Annotated in this window: 21 protein-coding genes and 1 pseudogene; 11 read left to right on the top strand and 11 right to left on the bottom strand. The window is 62.0% G+C overall.

The genetic code is table 11. The features are described 5' to 3' along the window. Positions 1-16: 16 nt before the first annotated feature. The 8 genes from ABIN98_RS06935 to cyoA all read right to left on the bottom strand — a co-directional run bounded on the left by ABIN98_RS06935 (position 17) and on the right by cyoA (position 8,135). Positions 17-1,657 (bottom strand): BCCT family transporter, encoded by a 1,641-nt coding sequence (locus ABIN98_RS06935; RefSeq protein ID WP_346908630.1) that lies wholly within the window; start codon positions 1,655-1,657, stop codon positions 17-19. Between the two features lie 46 nt (positions 1,658-1,703). After that, positions 1,704-2,120 carry a universal stress protein gene (locus tag ABIN98_RS06940; protein ID WP_346908632.1) on the bottom strand — a complete coding sequence of 139 codons (417 nt, stop codon included), beginning with the start codon at positions 2,118-2,120 and terminating at the stop codon, positions 1,704-1,706. Positions 2,121-2,235: 115 nt separating this feature from the next. Beyond that, complete coding sequence (locus tag ABIN98_RS06945) at positions 2,236-3,066, bottom strand: DUF3883 domain-containing protein (protein WP_346908634.1); 831 nt, start codon at positions 3,064-3,066, stop codon at positions 2,236-2,238. Positions 3,067-3,166: 100 nt separating this feature from the next. Continuing rightward, positions 3,167-3,901 carry an SURF1 family protein gene (locus ABIN98_RS06950; protein WP_394701457.1) on the bottom strand — a complete coding sequence of 245 codons (735 nt, stop codon included), beginning with the start codon at positions 3,899-3,901 and terminating at the stop codon, positions 3,167-3,169. Between the two features lie 27 nt (positions 3,902-3,928). Continuing rightward, a complete protein-coding gene (cyoD, locus tag ABIN98_RS06955) occupies positions 3,929-4,327 on the bottom strand; it encodes a cytochrome o ubiquinol oxidase subunit IV (protein ID WP_346908636.1) in 399 nt (132 codons plus the stop codon). Then, a complete protein-coding gene (gene cyoC / locus ABIN98_RS06960; RefSeq protein WP_346908638.1) occupies positions 4,324-4,944 on the bottom strand; it encodes a cytochrome o ubiquinol oxidase subunit III in 621 nt (206 codons plus the stop codon). Before cyoC ends, cyoD begins: the two co-directional genes overlap by 4 nt. Beyond that, positions 4,941-6,953: a cytochrome o ubiquinol oxidase subunit I gene (cyoB, locus tag ABIN98_RS06965; RefSeq protein WP_346908640.1), complete on the bottom strand. Its 2,013-nt coding sequence runs from the start codon at positions 6,951-6,953 to the stop codon at positions 4,941-4,943. The genes cyoC and cyoB overlap by 4 nt, the downstream gene beginning before the upstream one ends. A gap of 33 nt (positions 6,954-6,986) precedes the next feature. Continuing rightward, positions 6,987-8,135 carry a ubiquinol oxidase subunit II gene (cyoA, locus tag ABIN98_RS06970; RefSeq protein WP_346908642.1) on the bottom strand — a complete coding sequence of 383 codons (1,149 nt, stop codon included), beginning with the start codon at positions 8,133-8,135 and terminating at the stop codon, positions 6,987-6,989. 327 nt (positions 8,136-8,462) lie between these two features. On the opposite strand from cyoA, the gene ABIN98_RS06975 reads away from it, so the two are divergent. Continuing rightward, positions 8,463-9,800 (top strand): MFS transporter, encoded by a 1,338-nt coding sequence (locus tag ABIN98_RS06975; RefSeq protein WP_346908753.1) that lies wholly within the window; start codon positions 8,463-8,465, stop codon positions 9,798-9,800. A gap of 9 nt (positions 9,801-9,809) precedes the next feature. Here ABIN98_RS06975 and ABIN98_RS06980 read toward each other — a convergent pair whose 3' ends face one another. Together ABIN98_RS06980 and ABIN98_RS06985 are read right to left on the bottom strand one after the other, a co-directional pair. Continuing rightward, complete coding sequence (locus ABIN98_RS06980) at positions 9,810-10,835, bottom strand: MBL fold metallo-hydrolase (RefSeq protein ID WP_346908644.1); 1,026 nt, start codon at positions 10,833-10,835, stop codon at positions 9,810-9,812. Between the two features lie 258 nt (positions 10,836-11,093). Beyond that, a complete protein-coding gene (locus ABIN98_RS06985) occupies positions 11,094-12,029 on the bottom strand; it encodes a LysR substrate-binding domain-containing protein (RefSeq protein ID WP_346908646.1) in 936 nt (311 codons plus the stop codon). A gap of 177 nt (positions 12,030-12,206) precedes the next feature. Here ABIN98_RS06985 and ABIN98_RS06990 point away from each other — a divergent pair, with 177 nt between their 5' ends. The 7 genes and pseudogenes from ABIN98_RS06990 (at position 12,207) to ABIN98_RS07020 (ending at position 22,257) form a co-directional block, all read left to right on the top strand. Next, on the top strand, positions 12,207-13,172 hold the full coding sequence (locus tag ABIN98_RS06990) for a TAXI family TRAP transporter solute-binding subunit (protein WP_346908648.1): 966 nt from the start codon (positions 12,207-12,209) through the stop codon (positions 13,170-13,172). Between the two features lie 24 nt (positions 13,173-13,196). Continuing rightward, on the top strand, positions 13,197-14,843 hold the full coding sequence (locus ABIN98_RS06995) for a TRAP transporter fused permease subunit (protein ID WP_346908650.1): 1,647 nt from the start codon (positions 13,197-13,199) through the stop codon (positions 14,841-14,843). Further along, on the top strand, positions 14,830-15,060 hold the full coding sequence (locus ABIN98_RS07000; protein WP_346908652.1) for a hypothetical protein: 231 nt from the start codon (positions 14,830-14,832) through the stop codon (positions 15,058-15,060). Before ABIN98_RS06995 ends, ABIN98_RS07000 begins: the two co-directional genes overlap by 14 nt. Further along, positions 15,060-16,399: pseudogene (locus ABIN98_RS07005) on the top strand (acyclic terpene utilization AtuA family protein). The gene ABIN98_RS07000 and the pseudogene ABIN98_RS07005 overlap by 1 nt, the downstream one beginning before the upstream one ends. A gap of 3 nt (positions 16,400-16,402) precedes the next feature. Further along, the gene (locus tag ABIN98_RS07010; RefSeq protein ID WP_346908654.1) at positions 16,403-16,708 is read left to right on the top strand and encodes a hypothetical protein; all 306 of its coding nucleotides are present in this window, start codon (positions 16,403-16,405) and stop codon (positions 16,706-16,708) included. Positions 16,709-18,712: 2,004 nt separating this feature from the next. Next, on the top strand, positions 18,713-19,210 hold the full coding sequence (locus tag ABIN98_RS07015) for a hypothetical protein (protein ID WP_394701460.1): 498 nt from the start codon (positions 18,713-18,715) through the stop codon (positions 19,208-19,210). Further along, complete coding sequence (locus tag ABIN98_RS07020; RefSeq protein WP_394701461.1) at positions 19,150-22,257, top strand: peptidoglycan-binding protein; 3,108 nt, start codon at positions 19,150-19,152, stop codon at positions 22,255-22,257. The genes ABIN98_RS07015 and ABIN98_RS07020 overlap by 61 nt, the downstream gene beginning before the upstream one ends. Positions 22,258-22,339: 82 nt before the next feature. Here ABIN98_RS07020 and ABIN98_RS07025 read toward each other — a convergent pair whose 3' ends face one another. Continuing rightward, positions 22,340-22,927, bottom strand: coding sequence for an XRE family transcriptional regulator (locus ABIN98_RS07025; RefSeq protein ID WP_346908656.1), 588 nt, complete (start codon positions 22,925-22,927; stop codon positions 22,340-22,342). 109 nt (positions 22,928-23,036) lie between these two features. Here ABIN98_RS07025 and ABIN98_RS07030 point away from each other — a divergent pair, with 109 nt between their 5' ends. Genes ABIN98_RS07030 through ABIN98_RS07040 form a run of 3 tightly spaced genes read left to right on the top strand, consistent with a single transcriptional unit; the run spans position 23,037 to position 26,503 of the window. Beyond that, on the top strand, positions 23,037-24,182 hold the full coding sequence (locus tag ABIN98_RS07030; protein WP_346908658.1) for an FAD-dependent oxidoreductase: 1,146 nt from the start codon (positions 23,037-23,039) through the stop codon (positions 24,180-24,182). Beyond that, positions 24,179-25,465, top strand: coding sequence for a TRAP transporter large permease (locus tag ABIN98_RS07035; protein ID WP_346908660.1), 1,287 nt, complete (start codon positions 24,179-24,181; stop codon positions 25,463-25,465). The genes ABIN98_RS07030 and ABIN98_RS07035 overlap by 4 nt, the downstream gene beginning before the upstream one ends. A gap of 60 nt (positions 25,466-25,525) precedes the next feature. After that, positions 25,526-26,503, top strand: a complete 978-nt coding sequence (locus tag ABIN98_RS07040; protein WP_346908662.1) for a TRAP transporter substrate-binding protein — start codon at positions 25,526-25,528, stop codon at positions 26,501-26,503. The last annotated feature ends 1 nt before the right edge of the window (position 26,504 follow it).

A 26,504-nucleotide genomic window follows, 5' to 3' on the forward strand; every position in this document is an offset into this window, starting at 1 on the left:
CGGTCGACCCATCGTTTCAGATCGGCTCGGCGCGCAGACCCTTCAAGATTGCCCAACACATCAGGAGCAGCACGAGTGTGAAGGGCAGACCGGTGGAGATCACCATGGCCTGCAGCGCGCTCAAGCCGCCTCCGACCAGAAGAACGATGGCGACTGCGCCTTCAAAGGAAGCCCAGAACACGCGCTGGGGGACGGGGGCGTCGACCTTGCCGCCTGCCGTGATCGTATCGATCACCAGAGAGCCGGAATCCGACGAGGTGACGAAGAACACAATCACGAGAATGATCGCGATCACCGAAGTGATCGACGAGAGCGGAAGTCCCTCCAGCATGGCGAACAGCGACAGCGGGGGATTGTAGTTGTCGATCACCTGTGCCTTTACCGCCGAGGTTGCCGGGTCTGAGATGACCTGGTCCAGCGCCACGCCGCCGAAGACGGCCATCCACAATACGCAGACGAGGGAGGGGATCAGCAGCACGCAGACGATGAATTCGCGCACCGTGCGCCCGCGCGACACCCGGGCGATAAACATGCCCACGAAGGGCGACCAGCTGATCCACCAGGCCCAGTAGAAGGCGGTCCAGCCGGCACGGTAGGCATCATCCGTCCGGCCTACCGGGTTGGAAAGAGGCAGCAGTTCGCGGCCGTAAGCAAGAAGTCCTTGTCCGAAATCGGTCAGGATCAGCAACGTCGGCCCGGCAAACAGGACAAAGAGCAGGAGCAGGGCGGCGATGCCCATGTTGATTTCCGACAGCAGTTTCACCCCGCCGTCGAGACCGCGGAGCACCGAGAACAGGGCGACGCCGGTGATAACCGTAATCAGAATAACCTGCACCGGGACGCTGATCGGTACGCCGAACACGTGATTCAAGCCCGCATTGGCCTGCTGCGCGCCGAAGCCGAGAGAGGTTGCCAGACCAAAGAGCGTGGCAAAGACCGCAAGGATGTCGATCACATGGCCGGTCCAGCCCCAGATACGGTCTCCGAATATCGGATAGAAGGCGGACCGGATCGTTAGCGGCAGGCCTTTGTTGAAGGAAAACAGCGCGAGCGCCAAGGCAACGACGGCGTAAATTGCCCAAGGGTGAAGGCCCCAGTGATAGATCGTCGCGGCCAGCCCCATCTCCTTCGCACGATCCACGTTTTCGGCGATCAGGTTGCCGTCTGCATCGAAGGGAGAGGGTGTGCCGAGCGGGCTGGAAATCGCCATGTGATAGACGGGTTCAAGAACGCCGAAGAACATCAGGCCAATGCCCATCCCGGCGGCGAACAGCATGGCGAACCAGCCGGTGTAGGTGAAGTCGGGCGTCGCGTCCTTGCCGCCCAGACGGACCTTGCCCCAGGGGCTGACAATCAGGAACAGGCAGAAGAGCACGAAGATATTGGCCGCGCCCAGGAAGAACCAGTCGAAGGTGGACGTCAGCCACGGTCTGAGCCAGCCGAAAAGCGCGCCCGCCTGTTCGGGCAGCGCCAGGGCGTAGAAAACGAAGGCTACGATTGTCAGCCCCGAAACCATGAATACGGGATTGTGGACGTCGAAGCCAAAGGGGCCGAGTTGGCCTTCGATATTGTCCTGTCCGATTTCGTAATCGGTGTCGATCAGTTCCGTCTGTCCTTCCGGGACGGGAATGCCTGCGACCTCTTCAGAATCGGACATGTGCAGCTCCTGTCATTCGTGTGGGTCTGTGCTTTTAATGCGGCGTTCAGCCGCGGACCAGAAAGACCGATGCCTTCGAGTGGCTGGCGAGGTGGCCGCCGTGTGAGGCCCAGATGTAGTCGGTCAGGTTCGGCACATGGGTCGCCATCACCACCAGGTCGGCGCCGAGTTCCTCGGCCGCCTCGCTCAGCTTTCGGTCGATGTCGATGGCCGGGTCGTTGGCGACAATCGTATGTGCCCGCGCCTTGAGCTGGCGGGACTGCGCCTGTTCTTGTGCAAACGCTTGCAGCTTCTGGTCGTATTCGGCGGGGTTGTGTCCCAATTCGCCTGGCTCGGGGCTGGTGATGCCGACATAGATCACCTCCGCGCCATAAGCCTTTGCCATATCGGCCGCGATGGTCAACGCCTTGCCCAGTGCGGGCGCGTGACGCAAATCCACCGGAACCATGATCGTGTCGAACATCGTCTCTATCCTCACGTTTCCGTATGGGGAGCCTACGCGAGGGGCAGGGCGATGTCCATGAGGGGGACGTTGGAGGTGTGGAAACGCTGGGTTCCGTCGCTCGTTTGCTGCTTGTTTATTGGAAGCTTGCCTGAAAGCTGGTGGCAGTCAGTGTCACATGGGCGTCAAGCGGGGGGCGCAATTCGAAGGCCTTTGGGGATCGAGCAAATTCGTAGAGACGGAAGAGGTGCCAGTCCTCTCGCCGGGCCTCGGCGACCTCCAGTTCGTTTCGCGAGATATGGAATGGAGTACGTTCCCAACCGTTTGTGGTCTTCACTTCGATCAGGCGCTCGCGGCCTTCGGGCGTGTAGCTGAAGATATCGTAGCCTGCACCATCGCCGTCTTCTTGGGAAACCCAGCGAACGCGTTTTGCGAGATCGCCGCGCCCCTGCTGGTGAAGCTGGAAACGCTCATGGTGAAATACGAGTTCCTCACCAGCTCGGCCGAGTACTCTGTTGCGTTCATCCCGACCGGCAACGTCGAAACGTCGGGCGACGGCTTGCATTTTTTCGAGTTCCTCCGGAGGAGGCGTGTTCCGGAGTGTTGGGGCGACACCGACGAACAAGGACGAAGTTTCCGCCATCCCGCTTTGATGGGGGCGATAGACAGCTGTTTCCCAATCCGGATGCAGCGCAAGCCAGCGTGAGATTGCTTCCGCAAGAGCCATCTGAAAGTTGAAACGGGGTTGGTAGCCTTTGACGATGGGCAGTCCAAAACCCTTGGCTGCTGCGGAAACGTTGCAGTGTTTGAATTCAATCGCGCCGCGGCTGCGCCCGATCTGTTCTTGGACCAATCGGTTCTGCGCAGCCTTGTTGTAGGAACGTCCCGAGAGCTCATCATTGAGCATCGAAAAATAGGACGCCACAACGGCGTCGTTTTCCGTATCTGACCAATCGTCTGAGCTCATGTTTGCCAGGTTATTCTGACACTCGACCCGTGTCATGCCGGAAAATGCATTTCAAAATTGCTGGCTGATGGAATTCTTGGGTGTTGCCCGAATGGTCATGTTACCGCTTCCCGGACCACACCCCATAAACAAACCCCGCGAGAGACATCAGCGCCAGCACGCCCCAGGTGAGCGCGTAGGTGAGGTGGCTGTTGCGGAATTTGATGACGGTGAGGCCGCCCATGGGCAGGGATCCGTCTGATGGTCCTGCTTGTGCGTCGATGAAATAGGGGGCGACCTTTGTCAGGTCGTCCGTTGCGGCGATGGCGGCAACGTCGCGGGAGTACCAGCGTCCGGCCGCCGGTTCGTTGGAGCGCAGGAAGGCGCCGCCGGGTTGGCTCATGCGCAGCAAGCCGGTCACCTGGACGGGGCCGGTCGGACGGGAGTGGTCGGCGGGGGCTTTTCTGTCGGTCGGAACGAACCCGCGGTTGACCAGAATGATGGTTCCGTCGTCCTGCCGGAGCGGCTTCATCACCCAGAAACCTGCACCGTATTCGGTCACCGCCTGCACCAGGGTTTCTGTGTCGAGATAGGTGCCGCTTGCGGTTACGTGGCGGTATTCGTCGTCCTTCGCCGTGACGGCCGGCCATTCGAATTCGGTAGGAGCGGGGACCGGAGCGGCGTGGACGCGGCTTTCGACCCTGGCGATCAGGTCCAGTTTCCAGAAGAGCCGCTGAGCCTGCCAGATGCCGAGCGCAGTAAAGGTAGCCGTCAGGACCAGCATGCCGGCGGCAAACACAAAACGGGCCCGCCGGGATCCGGCGGGCCTTTCGTCTTTGTTGTCTTCAGCGTTCACGTGACAGCCTTTCTCCGGAAGGCTTTCTCAGGGCAGGGCCTTGATCATCTCCGGCGACATCTGGGGCATCATGTTGGTGTTGAGATGATACATCACCCAGAACGAGCCGCAGAGCATGATCCCGACCAGGATCAAGGTGAAGATCAGCGCGGTCATGGACCAGCCGCCTTCGACCCGTGTGTTCATATGCAGGAAATAGATCATGTGAACCACGACCTGCACGGCCGCCAGGACGAGGATCAGGACGGCGGCGAAGAGCCTGCTGTCCAGAACGTCGCCCATTACCAGCCAGAAGGGGATGGCGGTGAGAATGACGGAGAGGATGAAACCGGTCAGATAGCCCTTGAACGTGCCGTGGCCGCCATCGTCGTCATGGCCGTGATGCCCGTGAGTATCGTCGGTGTGTGCGGAGGAAAGCGAGGTCATCCGAGGACTCCCAACAGGTAAACCAGGGAAAAGACGCCGATCCAGACGACGTCGAGGAAGTGCCAGAACATGGACAGGCACAGGAGCCGGCGGCGGTTCTCCGGGATCAGGCCCTTGACCGACACCTGAACCATCAGCGTCACCAGCCAGATGATGCCGAAGGTGACATGCAGTCCATGTGTGCCCACCAGCGTGAAGAAGGCCGACAGGAAAGCGCTGCGGTCCGGTCCGGCGCCTTCCTTGATCAGGTGATGGAACTCGTAAAGTTCCAGTCCGAGGAAGGTAAGCCCGAACAGGCCGGTGACGACCAGCCATGCAAGCATGGTGTTCTTGCGGTTGCGGTCCATCTCCAGCATGGCAAAGCCGTAGGTGATGGAGGAGAACAGCAGCATGGCCGTGTTGATCGCCACCAGCGGCAGGTCGAACAGGTCCGCCGGGGTGGGGCCGGCGGCGTAGTTGTGGCCGAGCACGCCGTAGGTAGCAAAGAGCACCGCGAAGATGAGGCAGTCGCTCATCAGATAGATCCAGAAGCCCAGCATGGTGCTGCCTTCGGGATGGTGCTCCTCGGTCAGGTAGAACTGGTCTGCCTTGTATTCGTTGAGTGTTGCGTCGCTCATGACGTCGCTCCCTGTGCTGCGAGCAGGGACGTCCGCGCGTCTTCCGTCTCCCGGACCGTTTCGGCCGGAATGTAGAAATCGCGCTTGTAGTTGAAGGTGTGGCCGATCGCGATCACGAACATGGCAAACGCGGAGAGGGCCGCAAGCCACCACATGTACCAGATCATGCCGAAGGCGAAGGCAACGCTGATCATCCCCAGGATGACGCCGGTACCGGTGTTCTTCGGCATGTGGATCGGGATGAAGCCTTCCAGCGGACGCTGGTAGCCGCGCGCCTTCATGTCGTGCCAGCTGTCATGGTCATGCACCACCGGCGTGAAGGCAAAGTTGTAGTCCGGCGGCGGCGAGGACGTAGACCATTCCAGGGTCCGGGCGTTCCAGGGATCGCCCGTCTCGTCGCGCAGCTCGTCCCGCTTCAGGTAGCTGACAACAAGCTGGATGATGAAGGAGCCGATACCGAGCGCGATCAGGAAGGCGCCGAAGGCGGCGATGATGAACCAGATCTGCAGGGACGGGTCCTCGAACTGGCTGACACGGCGGGTCACGCCCATCAGGCCGAGCACGTAAAGCGGCATGAAGGCGAAGAAGAAGCCGATCTGCCAGAACCAGAAGCTCATCTTGCCCCAGAATGGGTCGAGCTTGTAGCCGAAGGCCTTGGGGAACCAGTAGCTGACACCGGCCAGCACGCCGAACACCACGCCGCCGATGATCACGTTGTGGAAGTGGGCGATCAGGAACAGCGAGTTGTGCAGCACGAAGTCCGCCGGCGGGACGGCAAGCAGGACACCCGTCATGCCGCCGATCACGAAGGTGATCATGAAACCGATGGTCCACAGCATCGGCGGTTCGTAACGGATCCGGCCCCGGTACATGGTGAAGAGCCAGTTGAACATCTTCGCACCCGTCGGGATCGAAATGATCATCGTGGTGATGCCGAAGAAGGCGTTGACGCTCGCGCCCGATCCCATGGTGAAGAAGTGGTGCAGCCACACCAGGTAGGACAGGATGGTGATCACCACGGTGGCGTAGACCATCGAGGTGTAACCGAACAGGCGCTTGCCGCAGAAGGTGGCGACCACTTCGGAGAAGATGCCGAAGCACGGCAGGATGAGGATGTAGACCTCCGGGTGACCCCAGATCCAGATCAGGTTCACATACATCATCGGGTTGCCGCCGAGATCGTTGGTGAAGAAGTTCATGCCGGCGTAACGGTCGAGCGTCAGGAGCGCCAGGGTCGCGGTCAGGATCGGGAAGGTGGCAACGATCAGCACGTTGGTGCACAGCGCGGTCCAGGTGAAGACCGGCATTTTCATCAGGGACATGCCCGGTGCGCGCATCTTGACGATGGTTGCGATCAGGTTGATGCCCGACAGGGTCGTGCCGACACCGGCGACCTGCAGTCCCCATATGTAATAATCGACACCGACGTCCGGACTGTAGTCGATGCCTGAAAGCGGCGGATAGGCGAGCCACCCTGTCTTGGCGAATTCGCCGACGAACAGTGACATCATGACGATGACGGCGCCTCCCACCGTCATCCAGAACGAGAAGTTGTTCAGGAACGGGAAGGAGACGTCGCGCGCGCCGATCTGCAGCGGCACCACGTAGTTCATCAGGCCGGTCACGAACGGCATGGCCATGAAGAAGATCATGATCACGCCGTGGGCGGTGAAGATCTGGTCGTAGTGGTGCGGGGGAAGGTAGCCGTCGCTGCCGCCGAACGCCCAGGCCTGCTGGATGCGCATCATGATGGCGTCGGCGAAGCCGCGCAGCAGCATGATCAGGGCCAGCACCACATACATGATGCCGATCTTCTTGTGGTCCACGCTGGTGAACCATTCCTTCCAGAGATAGCCCCAGAGGCGGAAGTAGGTGATGAGGCCAAGCACGATCAGGCCGCCGGTCGCGACGACCGCGAAAGTGACCACCAGGATCGGCTCGTGATACGGGATGGACTCGAGTGAGAGCCTCCCGAAGATGAAATTCATCAGGGTTGTGTCAGAAAACATGACGTTGTCCAGTTTCTGCGGCCGCGACCGCCGTCAGATGCGGTTGGGGCGGCTCAGGAGAAGGGCTGCCGTGCCGGCAGGAGACTCGTTACGGGCTTCTGCACGGGGAGGGTCTCTGGAAGGCAGCGTGCAACGGCCGAAAATATCCGGGTTCAGGCCGCTCCAGGGCGTGTAGGGGCCGAGCTCGGCCAGTTCCCTGTTGGCTTCCTCGTCGAAACGGTTGTCATATTCGAGGCGCTTGCGGTTTTCCTCGCTTTCGAGGCCGCCGCCACCCATCTCGTCGATGTGCATCATCTCGTTCATGCACATGGTGCCTTCACGGGTGCACATGTTGAGGATGGAGGAATAAAGCCCGTCAGCCACCGAGGCGTAGTAGCGCACCGGTTCCCGTTCGCTGGGCTTTTCCAGCTTCAGATAGGCGTCGCGGTTGAGCGCGGTGCCGTTTTGCTTCACCCGTTCGAGCCAGCTTTCAAAGCCTGCCTTGTCGAGCCCGTGAAAGCGGAACCGCATATGGGAGAAGCCCGCGCCGCTGTAATTGGCCGAAATGCCCTCGAAGTCGCCCGGCTCGTTGATGACGGCATGGAGCTTGGTCTCCATTCCGGGCATGGCGTAGATCTGGCCTGCGAGCGCCGGGATGTAGAAGGAATTCATGACCGACGAGGCAGTGATCTTGAATTCGATCGGCCGGTCCACGGGGGCGGCCATCTCGTTCACCGTGGCAATGCCGTATTCGGGATAGAAGAACAGCCATTTCCAGTCCAGGGCCACGACCTCGACGGTCAGCGGCTTGACGTCCTCGGGAACCGGCCTGTCTGCCGCGATACGGTCGAGCGGCCGGTAAGGGTCGAGCTTGTGGGTGCTGATCCAGGTTACGGCGCCGAGGATGATGATAATCGCGAGCGGCGCCGACCAGATGATGACTTCCAGGCGGGTGGAGTGGTGCCATTCCGGTTCGTAGGTGGCTGCCTTGTTCGAGTGGCGGTATCGCCAGGCGAAGAAGATCGTCAGGCCCATGACAGGGATGATGATCAGCAGCATCAGGACGGTGGCAATAAGAATGAGGTCGCGCTGCTGAAGGGCAATGTCGCCTGAGGGTGACATGACCACCATATTGCAGCCCGACAGAACGAAGGGCACTGCGAACACGCTGAGGGGTCGCAGGAGCTTGAACAGCCTTGGCATGGTGAAGTCCAGATAAGTAGGTAGGTTCCCGTATTCGACTAAAGAAGGATTCGAGCCTCGCCGATGGGGTGTTTTGTCGCGGCGCAGCAAAATTGGTGCAGTGCAAATACGTTACCTTGGGTGAGGCAATGGTGACAAAAGGGCAGAAATCGGCGGGATGGACCGATGTCCGCGATAATGTCGAGGGCCGCGACCGGATGTCGCGATATGGCCTTGATTTTGATCAAAGAAAAATCGGGGGCTTGAGCAAAACGCGCTTGCGTTGCCGTCGGCTTCGTCCAAACATTGGCATTGGGAGTGACGGACCGAGCGGCAAGGAGGAGGCCAATCGTGACTATGTCGGCATATCCAACATCGGCGGATTTCGAGCGGGACGCCCGCCGGATGCATGACGATACGCAGGTTTCGGCAGGCAACATCGCCATGGGAGTAATCATCGGAAGGACTTCGGAGTTCTTCGGATTCTTCGTCTACGGCATTGCTTCCGTACTTGTTTTTCCCCGGCTCGTTTTCGGATTTGCCGCGGATCCCCTGACTGCGACCTTCTATTCCTTCGCGGTGTTCGCGCTGGCTTTCCTGGCACGTCCGGTGGGATCCGTCGTGTTCATGTGGGTCGATCACACCTACGGGCGCGGCACGAAACTGACGATCGCGCTGTTCCTCCTGGGAGGCTCGACCGCCTCCATCGCCTTTCTTCCCGGATATGAGACGGTCGGGGTCTGGTCGGTGCTTCTGCTGGCGCTGTTCCGGCTGGGGCAGGGCTTTGCGCTGGGCGGCGTCTGGGACGGGCTGGCGTCCCTGCTGGCCCTGAACGCACCGGCGAACCGCCGCGGCTGGTATGCCATGATCCCGCAGCTCGGGGCTCCGCTGGGCTTCGCGCTTGCTAGCGGATTGTTCGGATATTTCTACGTCAACCTGTCGGAAGCGGATTTTCTTTCCTGGGGCTGGCGTTATCCGTTCTTCGTCGCCTTTGCCGTCAACGTGGTGGCGCTGTTTGCCCGTCTGCGGCTGGTCGCTTCGGGGGAATTCGGCTCGGCGCTGGATCGTGACGAATTGCAGGCCGCGCCGGTCCTGGAAACGCTACGCGTTCATGGACGCGATGTTCTGCTGGGTGCCTTTGTCCCGCTGGCAAGTTTTGCCATGTTCCACCTGGTGACGATTTTCCCGCTGAGCTGGGTCTATCTGAACCACGGCCAGTCGGCGGGCGACTTCCTGCTCGTGCAGATCGCAGGTGCCGCGGTCGGCGCGGTGACCATCGTGCTGTCCGGATTGCTGGCGGACCGGATCGGACGGCGCGGGCAACTGCTGATCGGCGCCATCGCCATCGCGATCTTCAGCTTCGCCGCTCCGTTCTGGCTGGAAGCCGGTGCCGCCGCTCAGGATGCCTTCATCATCGTCGGCTTCGGTATCCTAGGCCTGTCCTTTGGTCAGGCATCCGGGGCCGTCTCGTTCCGGTTCGCCAGAAGATTCCGCTACACGGGTGCGGCCTTCACTTCCGATCTGGCCTGGCTGGTCGGCGCCGGTTTCGCCCCACTGGTCGCCCTCGGCCTTGCGAGCGAGTTCGGCATCATCTTCATCGGCGGCTACCTGATTTCCGGAGCGATCTGTACGCTGCTCGCCCTGACCGTCAGCCGCGCGCTGGACCAGCATGGTGACAGCCGTTGAGGGCGGGGCTCAATCTCCGTTGAACGCCGCGTCGACCTCCGCGATCATCCGGTCTTCATAATCCTCATAACGAGGCGAGAAGTGAAACGGTTCTGCGCGCGCGGCCCCGGCCCGGCGCGCCAGGGAGCCTGCCTGGGCGGTGGTCAGGTGGCCATGGTGCGCGGCGAGCTCGACATCGCCTTCGGCGAAGGCTGCGTCGATGAACAGGATATCCGCATTGCGGGCCAGGTTTACGATGGCTGTCTGGTTTGCGGGCGAGAAGACCGCGTCTGTGACATAGGCGATCTTCTGGCCGGGCTCGATGGAGATGATCTCCTCACGCAGAAAGCCGAGCGGCAGGTCCTCCCGTGTCCCATCGTCCCGTTCCGCGGAGATCGGGGTGTCGTCAGGCTGGCCTTCGTGAATAGCGGCTTTTAATGTGGCGAGCCAAGGCCCTGTCGTAAGGCCTTGTTCCTGAATCCGGTTTTTCCAGACATTGACATGGGTGCTTTCCTGCAGGGCGAAGCCGAGGCAGGTGGAGTGGTGTTCAAGTTCGGCGCAGGTGACAGTCAGCGCCGGTTCGGCCAGAAGAACGCCGTTTTCCGCCCGGCCTTTCGCCAGATCCTCGCGAATGAAGCGATGGGAAAAGCGGAACCTTGATGTGCGGGTCTCAAGTCCGGCGCCAACTTCGGTGGCAGTGAAGACCAGTTCCGTCTGAAACCGTTCCACCAGGTCCCAGGTATAAGAGGCAAGCTTCGCCTCGACCCGGTCGATGAAGTTGGACGGACCGTAAAGCCGCACCTCCTTGTCGCGCCCGACCAGCACGCGCAGAAAGTGGTCGAAGCCGATGAAATGGTCGATATGGGTGTGGGAGACGAACACGTCGCTCAGGCGCAGGATCTGCCGGGGCGAAAGGGTGTGAATATCCCCCAGATCGAACAGGATTGCCCGTCGTTCCTGTCGGAAGTCAATATAGAGCGCCGGATCGCCGAAGCGGTCGTTGACGAGCGATGGATGAAACTTGGGCCGCATGGGTGAAACATAGACCGGAAACATACGGATGTTCCACGGCTTAGGTTCGTTACACGGCTTCAGCGATGGTGATTTCCACTGGCGCCGACATGCTGACGAGTACCACCCCTGGCTGAATGCAACAGGCCTTTTCCAGCTTACGACCCCTGAGCATCAGAGGCCGGCAGCCGCCAGCGAGATAGGGGCATATATGATACGCGAGCGACCACACGCTGGTGGCCAGGCGTGAAAACGCGTCGATGTCCTTCGTCAGAATGGCCGAGCAGAGTAATCTTCTGTGCTTTAGCCTTGTTGCGTAAAGGGTTCGGGTACTTCCTTTGAAAGGTCCGTGCCGCGGACGAGATCCAGGAATGCCATGGCGGCGGGAGAAAGTACGTGACCGGCGCGCCAGATGATGCCGACCTGACGGACGAGGTCCGGTTCCGTCAGGGGGCGGTAGACGAGCCTTTCTGAGCGCAGCACCGGCAGGGTCAGCACGGGTAGGGCCGTGACACCGAGCCCTTGCGCGACGAATGCGCCGGCGGTGGCCAGATGGGCGACTTCGAACCGCGGACGGAACAGGAGGTTGAGCTGGGAGCAGGCGGCGTCAGTGAGATTGCGGACACTTGTTCCACGGGCCATGGCCACGAAAGGTTGACCAACAAGTTCGGACCATGTGTAGCTCCGCCGCTCCGAAAGCGTGCCGCCGGCCGCGCCCACCGCAACGAACCGGTCGGACAGAAGATTGCGGAAGGAAATTCGGTCGGAGGTCTCCACTGCGCCTGCGGTAAAGCCCAGATCCGCTTCGCCCTGTTCAATGCTGCGGATGACGCTGTCCGACAAGGCGTCATTGATCTGGACATCCACATCCGGATGTTCCGCCAGGAAGCGGGAGACGATGGAGGGCAGCAGGCCGGCAGTCACGGAGGGAAGGCCTGCGATGGTCAATCGCCCCCGCCGGGCAGCGAGATAGGCATCGAATTCCGCGCCTGCGCCGGTTGCGGTGTTGAGGACCCGTTCGGCGAGGCGCAACAGAGTTTCCCCTTGCGGTGTCAGCGACACGTTCCGCGTGTCCCGATTGAAGAGCCGCGTCCCGAGTCGTTCCTCCAGCCGGGCGATCTGCCGGCTCAGAGCGGAGGCGGACAGGCCGATGTCGTCGGCCACAGCCCGAAAACCGCCGCCTCTGGCAAGCGCGCAAAAGATCCGTAGTTCATCGAGATCAAATTTGTTGCGTTCCATGCAACAATTATTTCCAATAAATCACTTCACGCAACAAAAGACTTGTACCAGTCTAGCAATAGCGCAGGCCCCATTGGGAGCTGCAGGAGGATCGGGGGAGAGGAGTGATCTCGATCCCTGTTGTTTGCGCTTGCAGATGAATGCCCGTTTCGCGGGCTCCTTGGGAGGAATTCATATATGCGTTTGTCACATCTGGCGCTTGCGGGCGCACTTGCGCTGGGTCTCAGCCTGCCGGCTGCTGCCCAGGAAAAGCTACTCATCGGCTCAACCTCTGCGTCGTCGAGCCATTACGGTTATTTCGTAGCGGTCGCCAAACTGGTGAACGAGAAGGCCGATGGCCTGGAGGCCTCGGTCGTCGAAACCGGTGCCACGCTCGATAACCTTCGCCGTATTGAGCGCGGCCAGATCGATCTCGGCCTGGTCACCACGAACGTTGCCCAGCATGCAGTGGCAGGTACCAACAAGTTCGAAGGCAAGCCGATGAAGCTGGGCCTGTTGTGGGTCTATACCGGTGCGCCGCAGAATGTCATTGTGCGAGCGGATTCCGAAGTGACCGGTCTCGACGGACTGAAGGGCGTGCGCTTCAATCCGGGCATCAAGGGCTCGGCCACGGAGAGTACAACCGAAGCCGTGTTCAAGGCGCTCGACCTGTCTGCTGACTTTGTGCGCGGCTCCACGACGGATATCGTGGGCATGATCAAGGACAACAGGGTTGCCGGCTACGTTAAGTCCGGGGCTGGGCTGAAGCTCGACGGCTCGACGCTCGACATTGCCACCTTCACTCCGATCCGGGTTCTCAGTCTGACGGATGCACAGAAGGGAACGCTCGCGGAAAAGATGCCGGATGTCTCCCTGGTCGACGTACCTGCCGGAGCTGCGGAAGGCGTTCCGGCCTATTCCACCTGGAGCTTCGGTGTCGGTGTGGCCGCGGGGCCGGAACTTTCAGAGGATGCCGCCTACAAGATCGTCAAGGCGGTCATGGAAGACAAGGATGTCCAGGGCGCGGCCATGGCGTCGGTCAAGGGCGCGGACCTGGCCAAGCTGACACTGCAATATGCCACCATCCCTCTCCATCCAGGAGCTGCCCGGTGGTATCGCGAGCAGGGCATCGACATTCCCGCCCGCTTGCAGCCGGCCAACTAAATCGCTGGTTCCAGGAGTATCGCCGTGCTGAGCCGCATTCGCGACGGACTGGCCCTGCTGACAGGCGCCTTTGTCTTCTACACTGCCGCGACAGGTCCGTTCGAAAGCCTGATCCAGCGGGCGATCTTCCTGGCGCTCGTCGTCTGCCTGGGCCTTGCGGTTTATCCGCTCGGCCATGGCCGGCGGTGGCGGCCGCTCGGCCTTGCTGTCGATCTCGCCGCTGCCGGAATTTCGCTTGTCGCCTGCGGTTACATCGTCATCAACTACGATGAGATCATGACCAACCTGCCCTGGGCGACATCCCTCGATATGGCGCTGACGGCGGGGCTGGTCATCTCGGTGCTGGAAGTCAGCCGGCGGGCGGTCGGTATTATCTTTCCGGCTCTCGTGGTCATCGGCCTGGCTTATGCGCTCTTTGGCAACCATCTCCCCGGTGCTCTCGCCCATCGGGGTTTCGACGGCGCCTTCGTCACCGAGACCATCTTCCTCGGTGATCTGGGCATCTGGGGCATGCTGACCGGTGTGGCGGCCACCGTCATCGCGTCCTTCGTCCTGTTCGGCTCGTTGTTATTGCACACCGGTGGCGGCCAGAGCTTCATGGACCTTGCCATGCGCATCGGCGGGCGCCAGGCGGGCGGAGCCGCCAAGATCGCGACCATCGCCAGCGGACTGTTCGGCATGATTTCCGGTTCGGCGGTCGCCAATGTGGCTACCACCGGCAATTTCACCATTCCGATGATGAAGCGTCTCGGCTATCCGCCGGCCTTTGCGGCTGCGGTCGAAGCCGTTGCCTCCACCGGCGGACAGATCGCTCCCCCGATCATGGGGGCGGCCGCCTTCGTCATGGCCGAAATCCTCGGCGTCTCCTACCTCAAGATCATCGCTGCAGCGGTCGTACCGGCGCTGCTTTTCTATCTCTCGGTCTTTGTCACGGTTCATATCGTCTCGGTGCGCAAGAACCTGAAACTTGTGCCTACCGAAGAGTTGCCCGCCTGGTCGGCGATTCTGGCTCCTCGGAGGGTGCTGCCGATCCTGGCCGCGCTGGGCGGTCTGGGAATTGGTGTGTTTCTCGGCCGTTCGGTTGCCACGGCCGCCTTCTACGGCGTCGTTGGCCTGCTGATTGCCTTTGTCGCTACATCCGCCGGCAAGATGCCGGTTCGGCAGATGTTCAAACTGGTTCTGAACGGGGTATCCGATGCGGGCAAGGGCATGGTGATTATCGGTGTGCTGCTGGCGGGTGCGCAGATCCTCGTTTCCATGATCAACATGACCGGCATCGGCGTCACGCTCAGTTCCATGATCGTGTCGCTGGCAGGAGATTCCGTCCCGCTGGTCGCCTTGATCGTGGGTGGGGTCTGTCTGATCATGGGGATGGGTCTGCCGACCACCGCAGCCTATGTGTTGGTTGCTGCCGTTTTGGCCCCGGCCATGACCGCGGTCGGTATCGATCCGCTCGCGGCCCATCTCTTCGTATTCTATTTTGCCACGATCTCGGTGATCACGCCGCCGGTCTGTGTCGCGGTTTTCGTTGGTGCGGGGTATCGCCCAGACGAACTGGTTGCCTGCATCCTTCGAGGCCGTCCGGCTCGGCGCGGTCACGTATGTGGTGCCGTTCCTGCTGCTGCTCTATCCGGGCATGACGGGGCAAGGCGGACTGTTGGATCTGGGTGATGCGCTGCTCTCCGGCCTGGTGCTGGTGATCGCCATTCCGGCCATCCTGAGCGGCCAGAGGCTGTTTGCCATCCGCAGTCTGGATCTTGCTGTGCTCGGCATCTGTATCGCACTTGCAATCTGGCCGCAGCCAGCCGCACCGTTGATCGCGGGGCTGTTGCTCGCTCTTTCCTGGCACTTCGGCAAGCCGCGTCGGCTGGCCCTGGAAACCGCATGATGGATCTGCTCAGAATTGGTACCGGAGCGGGCTTTTTCCGGAGACCGGATCGAACCTGCGGTCGATCTCGCCGAAAACGGCGCGCTCGATTATCTCGTGTTCGAATGTTTGGCCGAACGGACCATCGCGCTTGCCCAGCAGGCCCGCCGGGCCGATCCGGAAGCAGGTTATGATCCGATGCTGGAACGGCGCTTGCGCGCGGTGCTGCCGGTCCAGGCGCGCAAAGGGTTCAAGATCATTTCCAACATGGGGGCGGCCAATCCGGCTTGCCGCCGCCCGCAAGTGTCTTGAGATCGCCCGGGAGCTCGGGATCAGCGGACTGAAGATCGCAGCCGTGACCGGCGATGACGTGCTGGCTGCGGTGTCCGGTTCCGACTTTCCCATTCTGGAGACGGGTCAGCCGGCCAGCGGGTTTGGCCGGCCGTTTCTCTCCGCTAACGCCTATACCGGGGCCGGACCCATCGTGTCCGCTCTTGCTGCCGGGGCGGATGTGATCCTGACGGGCCGGGCTGCCGATCCTGCCATGTTTCTCGCTCCGCAAATCCATGAATTCGGCTGGAGCATGGACGATTGGCAGAGGCTCGGCCGCGGTACGCTTGTCGGCCACTTGATGGAATGCGGTGGACAGGTAACCGGAGGCTATTTTGCCGATCCCGGCTACAAGGAGGTCCCCGACCTCGCCAATCTCGGCTTTCCAATCGCCGAGGTGGCGCAGGATGGCGATGCAGTCATTACCAAGCTCGCCGGAACCGGCGGCGCGGTTACCGAGGCAACCTGCAAGGAACAGCTTCTTTACGAGGTCCACGATCCGTCGGCTTATTTGCAGCCGGACGTGATCGCGGATTTCTCCCGCGTATGCTTGACCCAGATCGGGCGGGATCGGGTTCGGGTAACGGGAGGGACGGGGAATCCCAGAACAGGATCCTTGAAAGTATCGCTCGGTTATGTGGATTCCTATGTCGGTGAGGGGCAGATTTCCTATGCCGGGCCAGGAGCCGAGGCGCGTGGCCGGCTGGCGCTCGAGATCCTTGAGACGCGTCTGGTACAGGCCAGTCAGCGTTATTCCGAAACCCGGGGCGAGCTTATCGGCGTGAATGCCATCCTGAGCGGAGGGGTGCCAGGCGACAACACGGCGCGGGACGTACGGCTGCGTTTTGCCGCGCGCGCGGACAGCCTAGCCGATGCACGTCTGATCGGCGACGAAGTCGAGAGCCTCTATCTCAATGGTCCTGCCGCCGGTGGCGGCGCTACCAAGTCGGTGCGCGAGATCGTTGCGATCGTCTCCACCCTGATTCCGGAGGACCTGGTGTCTCCGCACATCGAACTTCTGGAGAGCTGAGCCATGCTGCTGCGCGACATCGCCCATTCCCGGACTGGAGACAAGGGTAACATCTCCAACATTTCGGTCATCGCCTATGACATGGCGCACTGGCCGCTGCTCGAAGCCGAGGTGACGCGGGAGAGACTGCAGGCGCATCTGGACTGGCTGGAGATCACCAGGATCGAGCGTTATGTCCTGCCTCAACTCGGTGCGCTGAACTTCGTTCTCTACGGCGCGCTCAGTGGAGGGGTGACCCGCTCGCTGGCCCTTGACGCTCACGGCAAGTGCCTGAGTTCGGCAGTTCTCGAGATGGAGGTTCCGAGATAGCGGACCATCTTACGGTACCTGACGGGGGATACTGTAGAAACAGTTTGAATGACTTCTTATAGCCTTTCCTAACCCTGTTTGACCCTTGTCAAAGGTACGAGGCGGCAACTCGAGTACCATTCCCCAACGTCATGCCAAGGTGACGTTACATTGGCATGCCAGTGAAACCGGAGGCTCCTTGAAGCGGGGGCCGTTTCCGCGACACGGGAGGGGACCTGTCCATGACTGCGAGTCCGATCGTTCCTGAAGATAATTCCACTTGTTCTGCCTCGTTTCTGGGTCGCGCGTGTTTCCGGCTCAGTTCGTCCGTCATGCCTGTAAGCTGGCGTTTCGCATGGAAGGGACTGGCAGTCGTTTCCTGCATTTTGGCCGGTACGTCCGTGTCGTTGCCGCCCCAGGCAAAAGCCCAGGACATGCAACCGGGCGATGCGGTCGTTACGCGCTTCTCCGGGACGGTCGAGCAGGACGGACGCCGGGTCATCGATCCGGACGGCGCCGTTGCCAGCATTCTTGACCTGCGCCAGGCGGGAGGCCCGCCGCGGGGCGAGCACTGGTTCGATGAAATTCAGAGCGGAGCGGTGACGGCCGCGGAAATCGGTCAGGTATTCGGTGTCGCTCTCGACGATGCGACGCCGCCGAACATCTATGTGACGGCGACCTCGGCCTTCGGGCTGCACCGCAATGGTGACAATTCCGGCTGGATGGACGGCATGTGGGGCGAGGGCGGTAGCCCCGGCACTGTCTGGAAGCTCGATGCGGCCAACGACTACCGGCCGGAAGTCTTTGCAGACATTACGACGGACGGGCGGGAAAACAGCGGCGCGGCGCTGGGCAATATCGCCTTCGACCGCTGGAACAGGCAGCTTTACGTTTCGGATCTTGAAACCGGCCTGATCCATCGGCTCTCGCTTGACGATGGCGCGGATCTCGGCACCTTCGACCACGGAACCGGTGGCCGGATCACGTTCATGGATGCGTCCGACGGACAGTTTCATTCACTGGAACCGGTCGCGTTCGATCCGGCCGGCAGTGCGCAGATCGGAGATTGTCCGAGCGGTGATTTTTCCCGGACGCCGTCCTGCTGGAATTTCGCCGATTTCCGCCGCCGTGTCTGGGGCGTCGGTGTGCGCCAGGAAACGGCGACGGGCGAGGTGCGCCTCTACTATGCCGTCTGGAGCAGTCAGGGGTTCGGCAATCCCGATTATGCGGCCGCCGGTGACGATGAGAAGCGGAATTCTGTCTGGTCGGTGGGGATCGACAGGGAAGGAAACTTCAATTCGGGCTCCGTACGCCGCGAGTTCTTTCTACCCGATTTCTTCCGGTCCCCTGAAGCTATCGCCCGCGCCGGGCGGAGCCATCCGGTCGCGGATATCGCGTTCCCGGCAGTGAGCGAACAGAACGTGATGCTGGTCGCCGAACGGGGCGGCGTTCGCAATCTCGGCCTGGCTGCGGAAAATGCCTTTTCCTATCCCGACGAAGCTCGTGTCCTGCGATACGAACTGGGCGAAACCGACTCCTGGCAGGGAGTAGGGCGCTACGATGTCGGTTATTACGACCGGGGCGAATCCGGTCCGCCCTATATCCGGGCGGGTGCTGCCGGCGGCGTTTCGTTCGGCATGGGATATCGGGAGAACGGCGACGCCGATCCCGACCATCCGGATGGGTTCGTCTGGATTTCAGGCGACGGGCTCTGCTCTCCGCAGGGACAATGTTTCGATTCCAGCGCCAACACGCACGATGACGGCTCTGAGGTCTCCGGCCTGCAGGGCCGGGCGGCACGGCCCTTCGAGGCGTTCGAGCCGATTACCGCCTTCCAGCCCTATCCCGCTCCGGGGCCGGTCACCCCGTCAACCGGGCCGGATAGTGCCTTCATGATCGACGTGGACGTCAATACGGATGCCAACGGGGATTATTCGGAAGAAAGCCGGACGCGGAACGACGCCACCCGGGTGGGCGATGTCGCCGTGTTCCAGCCGCTCCCGGCTGCGGGGCGAGCTGATGCCCATGGACGAAGGCCCTGTCGTTGCCGAATGGCCGGACGGTCTGCCCGAGGAGGGCTGGATTCCTGCGCCTCCGCCCGACGACGGCTGGTTCCTGCCGCCTCCGTTCCCGCTCGATACCGATCTCGCGATCCGCAAGACCGGCCCGGCACAATGCCAGGAGGGCGTGGAATGCACCTATGTGATCCGGATCCGGAATGTGGGGTCCGTCGCCTATACAGGTCCTCTTGCGATTACCGACACCATGCCGGCCGGGGCGACCCTTGCCTCGACATCACCGGGCTGGCACTGCGTGCCCGGCGGAGCGACCTTCCGCTGCATCACAAATGCGCCGGCAATTCTGGTGCCGGGCGCGACCGCGGCGATCGAGGTCAACATTCTGCTTCCTGCCGCGGTACCCGGCCGAGCGTGCAAAACTGCACGAGTATCGACTGGTTCGAGATGGGCACCGATGACGGTCCCGGCGACGGCAACGATGACGACTGCGTCACGACGCCGGTAACCCAGGGCTTTGACCTCGGCATCGAGAAAACCGGGCCTGCCCAATGTTCAGAAAATGCCGAGTGCAGATTCGATCTTGTCGTTACGAATCACGGCCCCGGAGAGTTCAACGGCCCTCTGGCTGTGCGCGATATCATGCCCGCAGGCGCGACCTATGCCATCGGTGCGGCGAGCTGCACGCCTTCAGGTGGGGATGTGAATTGCCTTACCGGGGATATTACGCTGCCATCGGGAGCGACGACTCATTTTATGGTCCGGCTTCAGCTGCCCGACGGCATCGCGGGTGGTACAGTTACGAACTGTGCCGAAATCAACTGGTCAGCCATGACTTCCAATGACGGGGCGGCAGATCTCCATGCCGATTCCGATTGTCATACGGTCAATGTCATTAACAAGGCGGGTTTCTTCGATCTGCAGATTACGAAGCGCGGGCCGGCCCACTGCTATGCGGGCGGTGACTGCGAATATGAGATCGAGATCTCAAACATCGGTCCCGATGATTACACGGGCGAACTGCATATTCAGGACACTCCGGCGACACCGGGTCTCACCTATGTGGGCGTAGCCGGGCCTGGCTGGGGCTGTGGTGCTGCCGTTCCGGTCAATTGTAATCAGGCTGGCGGACCTCATACCCTGCATCCGGGCGATACCCGAACGCTGCAACTGACCCTCCACTTCCCCAATCCCGTCCCGATCCAACCGGTGTACAATTGCGTGGATATCCGCTGGGGCGCGCCGGGTATGCCACTGGACGACAATCCGCCGCCGGGCGCTGGCGAAGCCAATGACCACAATTGCACTGTCACTTTGGTCGACACAGGTTTTGACACGGAGATTACCAAAACCGGTCCGGCGGTCTGTTACGAAGGGGCCGGATGCGACTTTACGGTCAGCGTAACGAACCACGGACCGGGCGTGATCGAAGGGATCATGGCCGTGACCGACACGTTGCCTGCAGGCGCAACGCTGGAAGGTGTTGACGGAGCTCTCGGCTGCAACAGCGCGGCTGCGGGCACGGTCTCCTGCTTCCTGCAAGGGCTCGCAATCCCTCCAGGCAGTACCCACGACCTGACGGTCCATACGCGTCTGCCGGATCCGGTCGCGGGGGATACGGTAGAAAATTGCGCGTCTATCGACTGGAACGCGCCGCCGCCAGCTTGGATCGTCCCCATGCATTATACCGGTGATGACAACGCGGCAAACGACGGACCGGCCTGTGCCACGGTGCACGTGTTGGCCGCCGATCTGGCACCGTGGGGCGCGACGACCTGTCAGCTCGGGTCTTCCTGTCCGATCGAAGTTCAGGTGGACAACCGCGGCGGACGGCAGTTCCAGGGGGCCGCAGGCCTGCACGGGATGCTCGATCCCGGCGTGACCATCAGCAGTATCGAGAGCCAGACACAAGGCTTTGCCTGCAAGGTGACCGGCACCGGGCAATACGAGTGCGAGGGCGACAACCTTACGCTGAAACCTGGAGCCTCGGCCAAGATCCGCATGGTGCTGGAAATCCCGGCGGGCTTCCCCCACAGGCGGATCATTCACCGCAAGGAAATGATCTGGCCGGACCAGAAGGTGAAGGACGAGAAGCCGGAAAACGATCGTCACACCAGCACGATCATGATCATTCAGCCTGAAGAACCTCAGGAAGAGGCGCGACAACCTGACGAGCCGCAGGAGGAAACACCGCGACCGGTTGAGCCGACGCCTCCGCCGGTGTCAACAGCAGATGCCCCGGATCTGTCGGTCGAAAAGAGCGCCGCGCAAGGACGTTGCGAGGCGGGACGGCCCTGCGACTTCCGGGTGCGGATCACCAACAACGGCTCGGCCAGCTATGTCGGGCCACTGCAGGTGAGCGATGTGACCGATCCTCCGGGCCGGCTGACGTCTTCGGGACCCAGACCGTGGCGGTGCCGCGGCGGAGGGGGCGGGTATGACTGTACCCATCCTGCAACGACGCTGGCCCCGGGCGAGTCGGTTGATCTGTCCCTGACCATCGCCGCCGGCCGAGGTAGCGGCGCGCGCAGCCTCAGGAATTGCGCGAGCCTGGTCTGGAACACTGCGGACCAGGTCCGGGCGGTCCAGATCGCCCTGAACCGGCTCGGCTTCCCCGCCGGGCGGCCGGACGGCCGCGTCGGTCCGAATACGCGCGGTGCCGTTCGCCAGTTCCAGGAAAGTGCCGGGCTGCCGGCCACCGGACGGATCGACGAGGCATTGCTGCGCCATCTGTTTGCTTCGTGGGGCGCCGGCGACGGGAATGCCGCCAACGACAACAGTTGCGTCACGATCGGGCTGGACCAGCCGGTGCAGCCTCCACCGGTCGTCGAACCACCGCTTGCCTGTCCGCCGGGCTATGCGGCCTATCGCAACAGGAACCAGATCCCGCGCAATTCGGAAGTGCTCCGCCGTGCACGCGGCAACGTGGTCCTCTACTGCGCCCGGCCTCTGCCGCAGGCGGAAACATGCCCGCCAGGTTTCCGGCAGGTCAGCCGTCAGCGGGCCAAGGACCTGGCTGGGCAGGGCTGGGAAGTCCGGCAGGTCGGCAACCTGATGTGCGCCCGGCCGGTCGAACGTCCCGCGCTGCAGTGCCCGGGTGGGTACAAGCCCTATCCGAGCCGGAACCGGATCCCGCGCGGTTATGAAGTCCGGACCGTGCGCGGCAATGGCCAGGTTCTCTACTGTGCCCGGCCGAGGCCGCAGGCTGAGGCCTGTCCACGCGGGTTCCAGCAGGTGAGCCGCCAGAGGGCAAAGGATCTGGTCCGGCAGGGCTGGGAGATCCGGCAGGTCGGCAGCCTGATGTGCGCCCGCCCGGGCAAGCAGACCACGCCGACCGAGCCCACAAGGCCAAACTGCAGTGGTGGTCGAACCTGGGATCCGCGCCGCAATGCATGTGTCTGTCCCGGAAACACCCGCTGGGATCCGAAGAGGAATCGCTGCCTCCAGCCTCAGGTGCTGCGGCCCCAGGTGCAGCAGCCTCAGGTTCAAAGGCCGCAAAGGCAGCCGCAGGTCATCAATCCCCAACTGCAGCTGATCGTGCCACGGGTGCAGTAATAGGCGGAAAAACACACTAGGCCTGCGGGCGTCAGAACCCGCAGGCATTTGCCGTAAAGTGGAATTTTACGGACTTCTATCCTTAGGTGGCCACGCAGACCACCAGGATACGGGCGTCCTCGTCGCCCGCCGAGGCGTAGAGGTGGCCGAGGGAGCTGTCGAAATAGATGCTGTCGCCCTGTTCCAGGTGGACGGGATCGCGACCCTCCAGGAAAACGGTGATCGAGCCTTCCAGAACGGTCAGGAACTCCTGGCCGGGATGGCGGACGAACTGCTTGAAGTCCTTCAACTCCCGGGCCTTGAGCGAGCCCATCATCGGCTGCATGGCCTTGTTCCAGATTTCCGGAAACAGCATCTCGTAGACGTAATTTTCCGTGTCCTGGCGCTCGAACTCGCCTTTGCGGGCGACGGTGAAGCTGCCGGTTTCGAAATTCTCGCCTTCAGCATTGAAGAAGGCGGCCATGTCTACGCCGACGCCCTTGGCAAGCTGCTCCAGCCGGTCGTAGGTGAGGGCGATGAGACCTCGTTCGGCCTTGGAAATCGTCGAGATCGCAAGGCCGGAGCGTTCCGCCACCTGGGCCAGGGTCCAGCCGTTGTCCTGCCTCAGCTCGCGCAGCCGGCGGCCGAAGGCTTGCCTGGACGATTCTTCATTCGCGGATTCAATCTTCATGGCCGCAATCTAGGGCTACGCTCTCTTTCTGCCAAGATTTTCCTATTGGAAATTTTCTCTTTTCCAATCGGAAAATCGATGCTAGCGTTTTTCCATTCGGATGAAGGGGATGGCTGTGGCGGCAGATGTGAAGCAGTGCGATGTGGTCGTTGTCGGGGCGGGGATCGCCGGGGCGTCCGTCGCCGCGGAACTGGCCGAGTCCCGCAACGTCATCCTCCTGGAGCGTGAAAGCCAGCCGGGTTACCACACCACCGGCCGCTCGGCTGCGGTGTTCACCCGCGCCTACGGACCGCCGGTGATCCGGGCGCTGACCCGGGCATCGGAATCCTTCCTGCGCGGAAAGGACGGTTTGGCCGGACCGGCCGAAAGCCAATTGCGTCCTCGCGGCGTTCTCTTCCCCGCCCGGTCCGACCAGATGGACAAGCTGGATCGCATGGCGGAGGAACTTGGCGATACGGTCGAGGCCCTCAGCGGGAGCCAGGTGCGGGAGATGATGCCGATCCTGCGGGACGGCTACGCGGCCGCGGGGCTTTATGATGCCACGGCCGCGGACATCGAGGTTCACGGTGTTCATCAGTATTATCTCAAGAAATTCAAATCCCTGGGCGGAGAGCTGCAGACGGGCGATGAGCTTCTCGGCCTGACCGCATCCGGCAGCGGCTGGGAGGTGGAGACCCGTTCCGGCGTCATCAGGGCGGCTGTCGTCGTCAATGCGGCCGGAGCTTGGGCGGACGAAGTCGCAGAGCTTGCGGGTGTGGGGTCGTTGGGCCTCGTCCCGAAACGCCGCACGGCGCTCCTCGTATCGCCACCGGAAAACTGCGTGCCGGATCCTTGGCCGATGACCGTCGACGTCGAGGAAAAGTTCTATCTGAAACCCGACGCAGGCAAGCTTCTGATTTCGCCCGCGGATGCCACCCCGTCGCCGCCCTGCGACGCGCAGCCCGACGAGATGGACGTGGCGATCTGTGTCGACCGGATCGAGACCGCCTTCGATCTCTCGGTGCGCCGGATCGAGCATAAATGGGCGGGCTTGAGGAGTTTTCTTCCCGATGGCTGTCCGGCGGCCGGTTATGACCCCCGCGCGGCCGGTTTCTTCTGGCTGGCGGGGCAGGGAGGCTACGGCATCCAGTCGGCACCTGCTCTGGCGCGCGCTGCCGCGGCCCTCGTTCTTGAAATGCCGATCCCGTCGGATATTGCGGATGAGGGCGTGGAGGCTTCGGTCCTGGCGCCTCGGCTAGGGAAGGTGGCCGCATGATTTTCGTGGTCCTCCTGTTCGCAGCGGTGCTGCTCGTCTCCGGTGCGGCGATCGCCTATGTGATTGGAGGCGCGGCGGTTCTCGCCTTCTTCGCCACCGATAACGCCCGCTACCTGGCGATCCTGCCGCAGCAGATCTTTTCCAAGATCGACGTCTTCGCGCTGATGGCCATGCCGCTGTTCATTCTGGCGGGCGAACTCATGAACCGGGGCGGGGTGACCGGGACGCTGATCAACCTGTCGATGGCGCTGGTCGGGCGCCTGCGCGGCGGGCTGGGGCACGTAAACATTCTGACCTCGGTCTTTTTCGCTGGTATCAGCGGGTCCGCGGTCGCCGATGCGGCGGCCTTGTCCAATACGCTCGTGCCGGAAATGACTCGGCGCGGCTATTCGCTGACCTATGCCAGCGCGGTGACCGGCGCCTCCTCCATCATCGGACCGATCGTCCCGCCGTCTATCATCCTGATCTTTTACGGCGCACTCATGGGGACGTCGGTGACGGCGCTGTTTCTGGCAGGCATCCTGCCGGGACTGCTGCTGGCGGCGGTGCTGATTGCGGTCAATGCCTTCTATGCTTGGCGGCAGGGTCACCCCCGCCTGGAAAAGGAGGAGATGCCGCCTTTCTTCCGGACCATTGCGCATTCGCTTCCCGCGCTCTCGCTGCCGGTGATCATCCTCGGCGGCATCGTGTTCGGCTGGATGACGCCTACCGAAGCGGCTGCGGTGGCCGTCGTCGTGGCATTGGGCGCAGGCTGGTTCTATGCAGGGATCACTGCCAAAACCGTCCTGGAAGCGCTCCGCCGCACCGCCTTGTTGTCGGGATCGATCTTCCTGATCATCTGTTCTGTTTCCGCGCTTGGCTATCTCGGCGCGCTGGAGCGCATTCCCGAGGCGATCCTGGAGGCGGTGACCGGCCTCGGGCTCGGACCGGTCGGCTATATGCTGGTCATGAACCTGATCTTCATCTTGGCCGGAATGGTGCTCGATATTCCCGTGGCGCTCGCGCTTCTGGTGCCCTTGCTGGCGCCGGTGGCGTTGCAGCAGGGCGCGGATCCCGTCCATCTCGGCATCGTGATCTGCTTCAACCTGTGCATCGGGCTGATTTCGCCGCCGATGGGCGGCTGTCTTCTGGTGATTTCGGCGGTGACCGGCATCAATTACTGGAAACTGGCGCGGGCGATCATCCCGTTCGTTCTGGTGGAAATTGCCGTGCTGGGGCTTCTGATCGCGGTACCGGACATCAGTCTGATGCTGCCGCGGGCCTTCGGACTGGGCGCGAATTAGCGGCCGGTCCGGGGCAAATTGTTTTGCAAAGAGGGTGAACTATAAAACGGAGTAGGTAGCATGAAACACATACGGAAAATCGGCATTGCCGTCTTTTCAGCAGCCCTTCTGGTGGGAGGAGCATCCCAGGCGCAGGTCAAGATCGCACTGGACAGTCCGCAGGATATGGAAAATTCCGGCAGCTATGTCTGGGCGCATACGTTCTCTGAATATCTCAACAGCCACGGCATGAAAGCCGAAGAGTTTCAGCGCGGCGCGCTGGGCGGGGACGATGAACTGTTCGACCAGGTCAGCCAGGGCGTTCTGGAAGTCTCCATGTCGCCGCTCAACATCGTCGGTTCGATCGACAAGCTGATCTATGGCATGCGCCTGCCGTATTTCTTCAAGGACATGGCCGAGGTCGACCGCGCCTTGAACGAAGGCGGCATGATGGCCAAGATCAACGAAGCCACCACGAAGGACGGCGTCCGGGTGGTGTCGGTGAATACCGTCGGCCAGGCGTCGGGCATCTTCAACACCAAGAAGACCGTGAACTCGGTCGCCGACATGGCGGGCCTGCGGATGCGCGCGCTGGATGAAAGCCAGATCGACCTTTACAAGGCCTGGGGTGCAACCGGAACGATCGTGAGCTGGGCAGAGGTGCCGAATGCGCTGCAGACGGGGGTGGCCGATGGCTATCTTAACCCGCCCTTCGTGCCGCTCCTGTTCGGTCATACGGATTTCATCAAGTACTTCACCGATGCGCGGATCTCTCCGGCGCTGCGGATCACCATCATTTCGGAAGACTGGTACCAGGGACTGAGGGATGAGGACCGCGCCACGGTGGATGCGGCGGTCGCCGAGGCGACGGCGGCCAACCGCAAATGGCTGGAAGGCCGCACCGCGATCCTCGACAAGCTGCGTGAGGCTGGCGTCGAAGTGGTCACGCTGGACCAGGCGGCCCGCGACGAGTTCCGCGCAGCGTCCGGACCGGCCTATGACAGCGGCCTGCTGACGCCGGAACAGATCGCGGAATGGGAAGCGGCAAAGGGGAACTGAG

Origin of the sequence: uncultured Roseibium sp. (assembly GCF_963675095.2) — a bacterium.
GTDB lineage: Bacteria > Pseudomonadota > Alphaproteobacteria > Rhizobiales > Stappiaceae > Roseibium.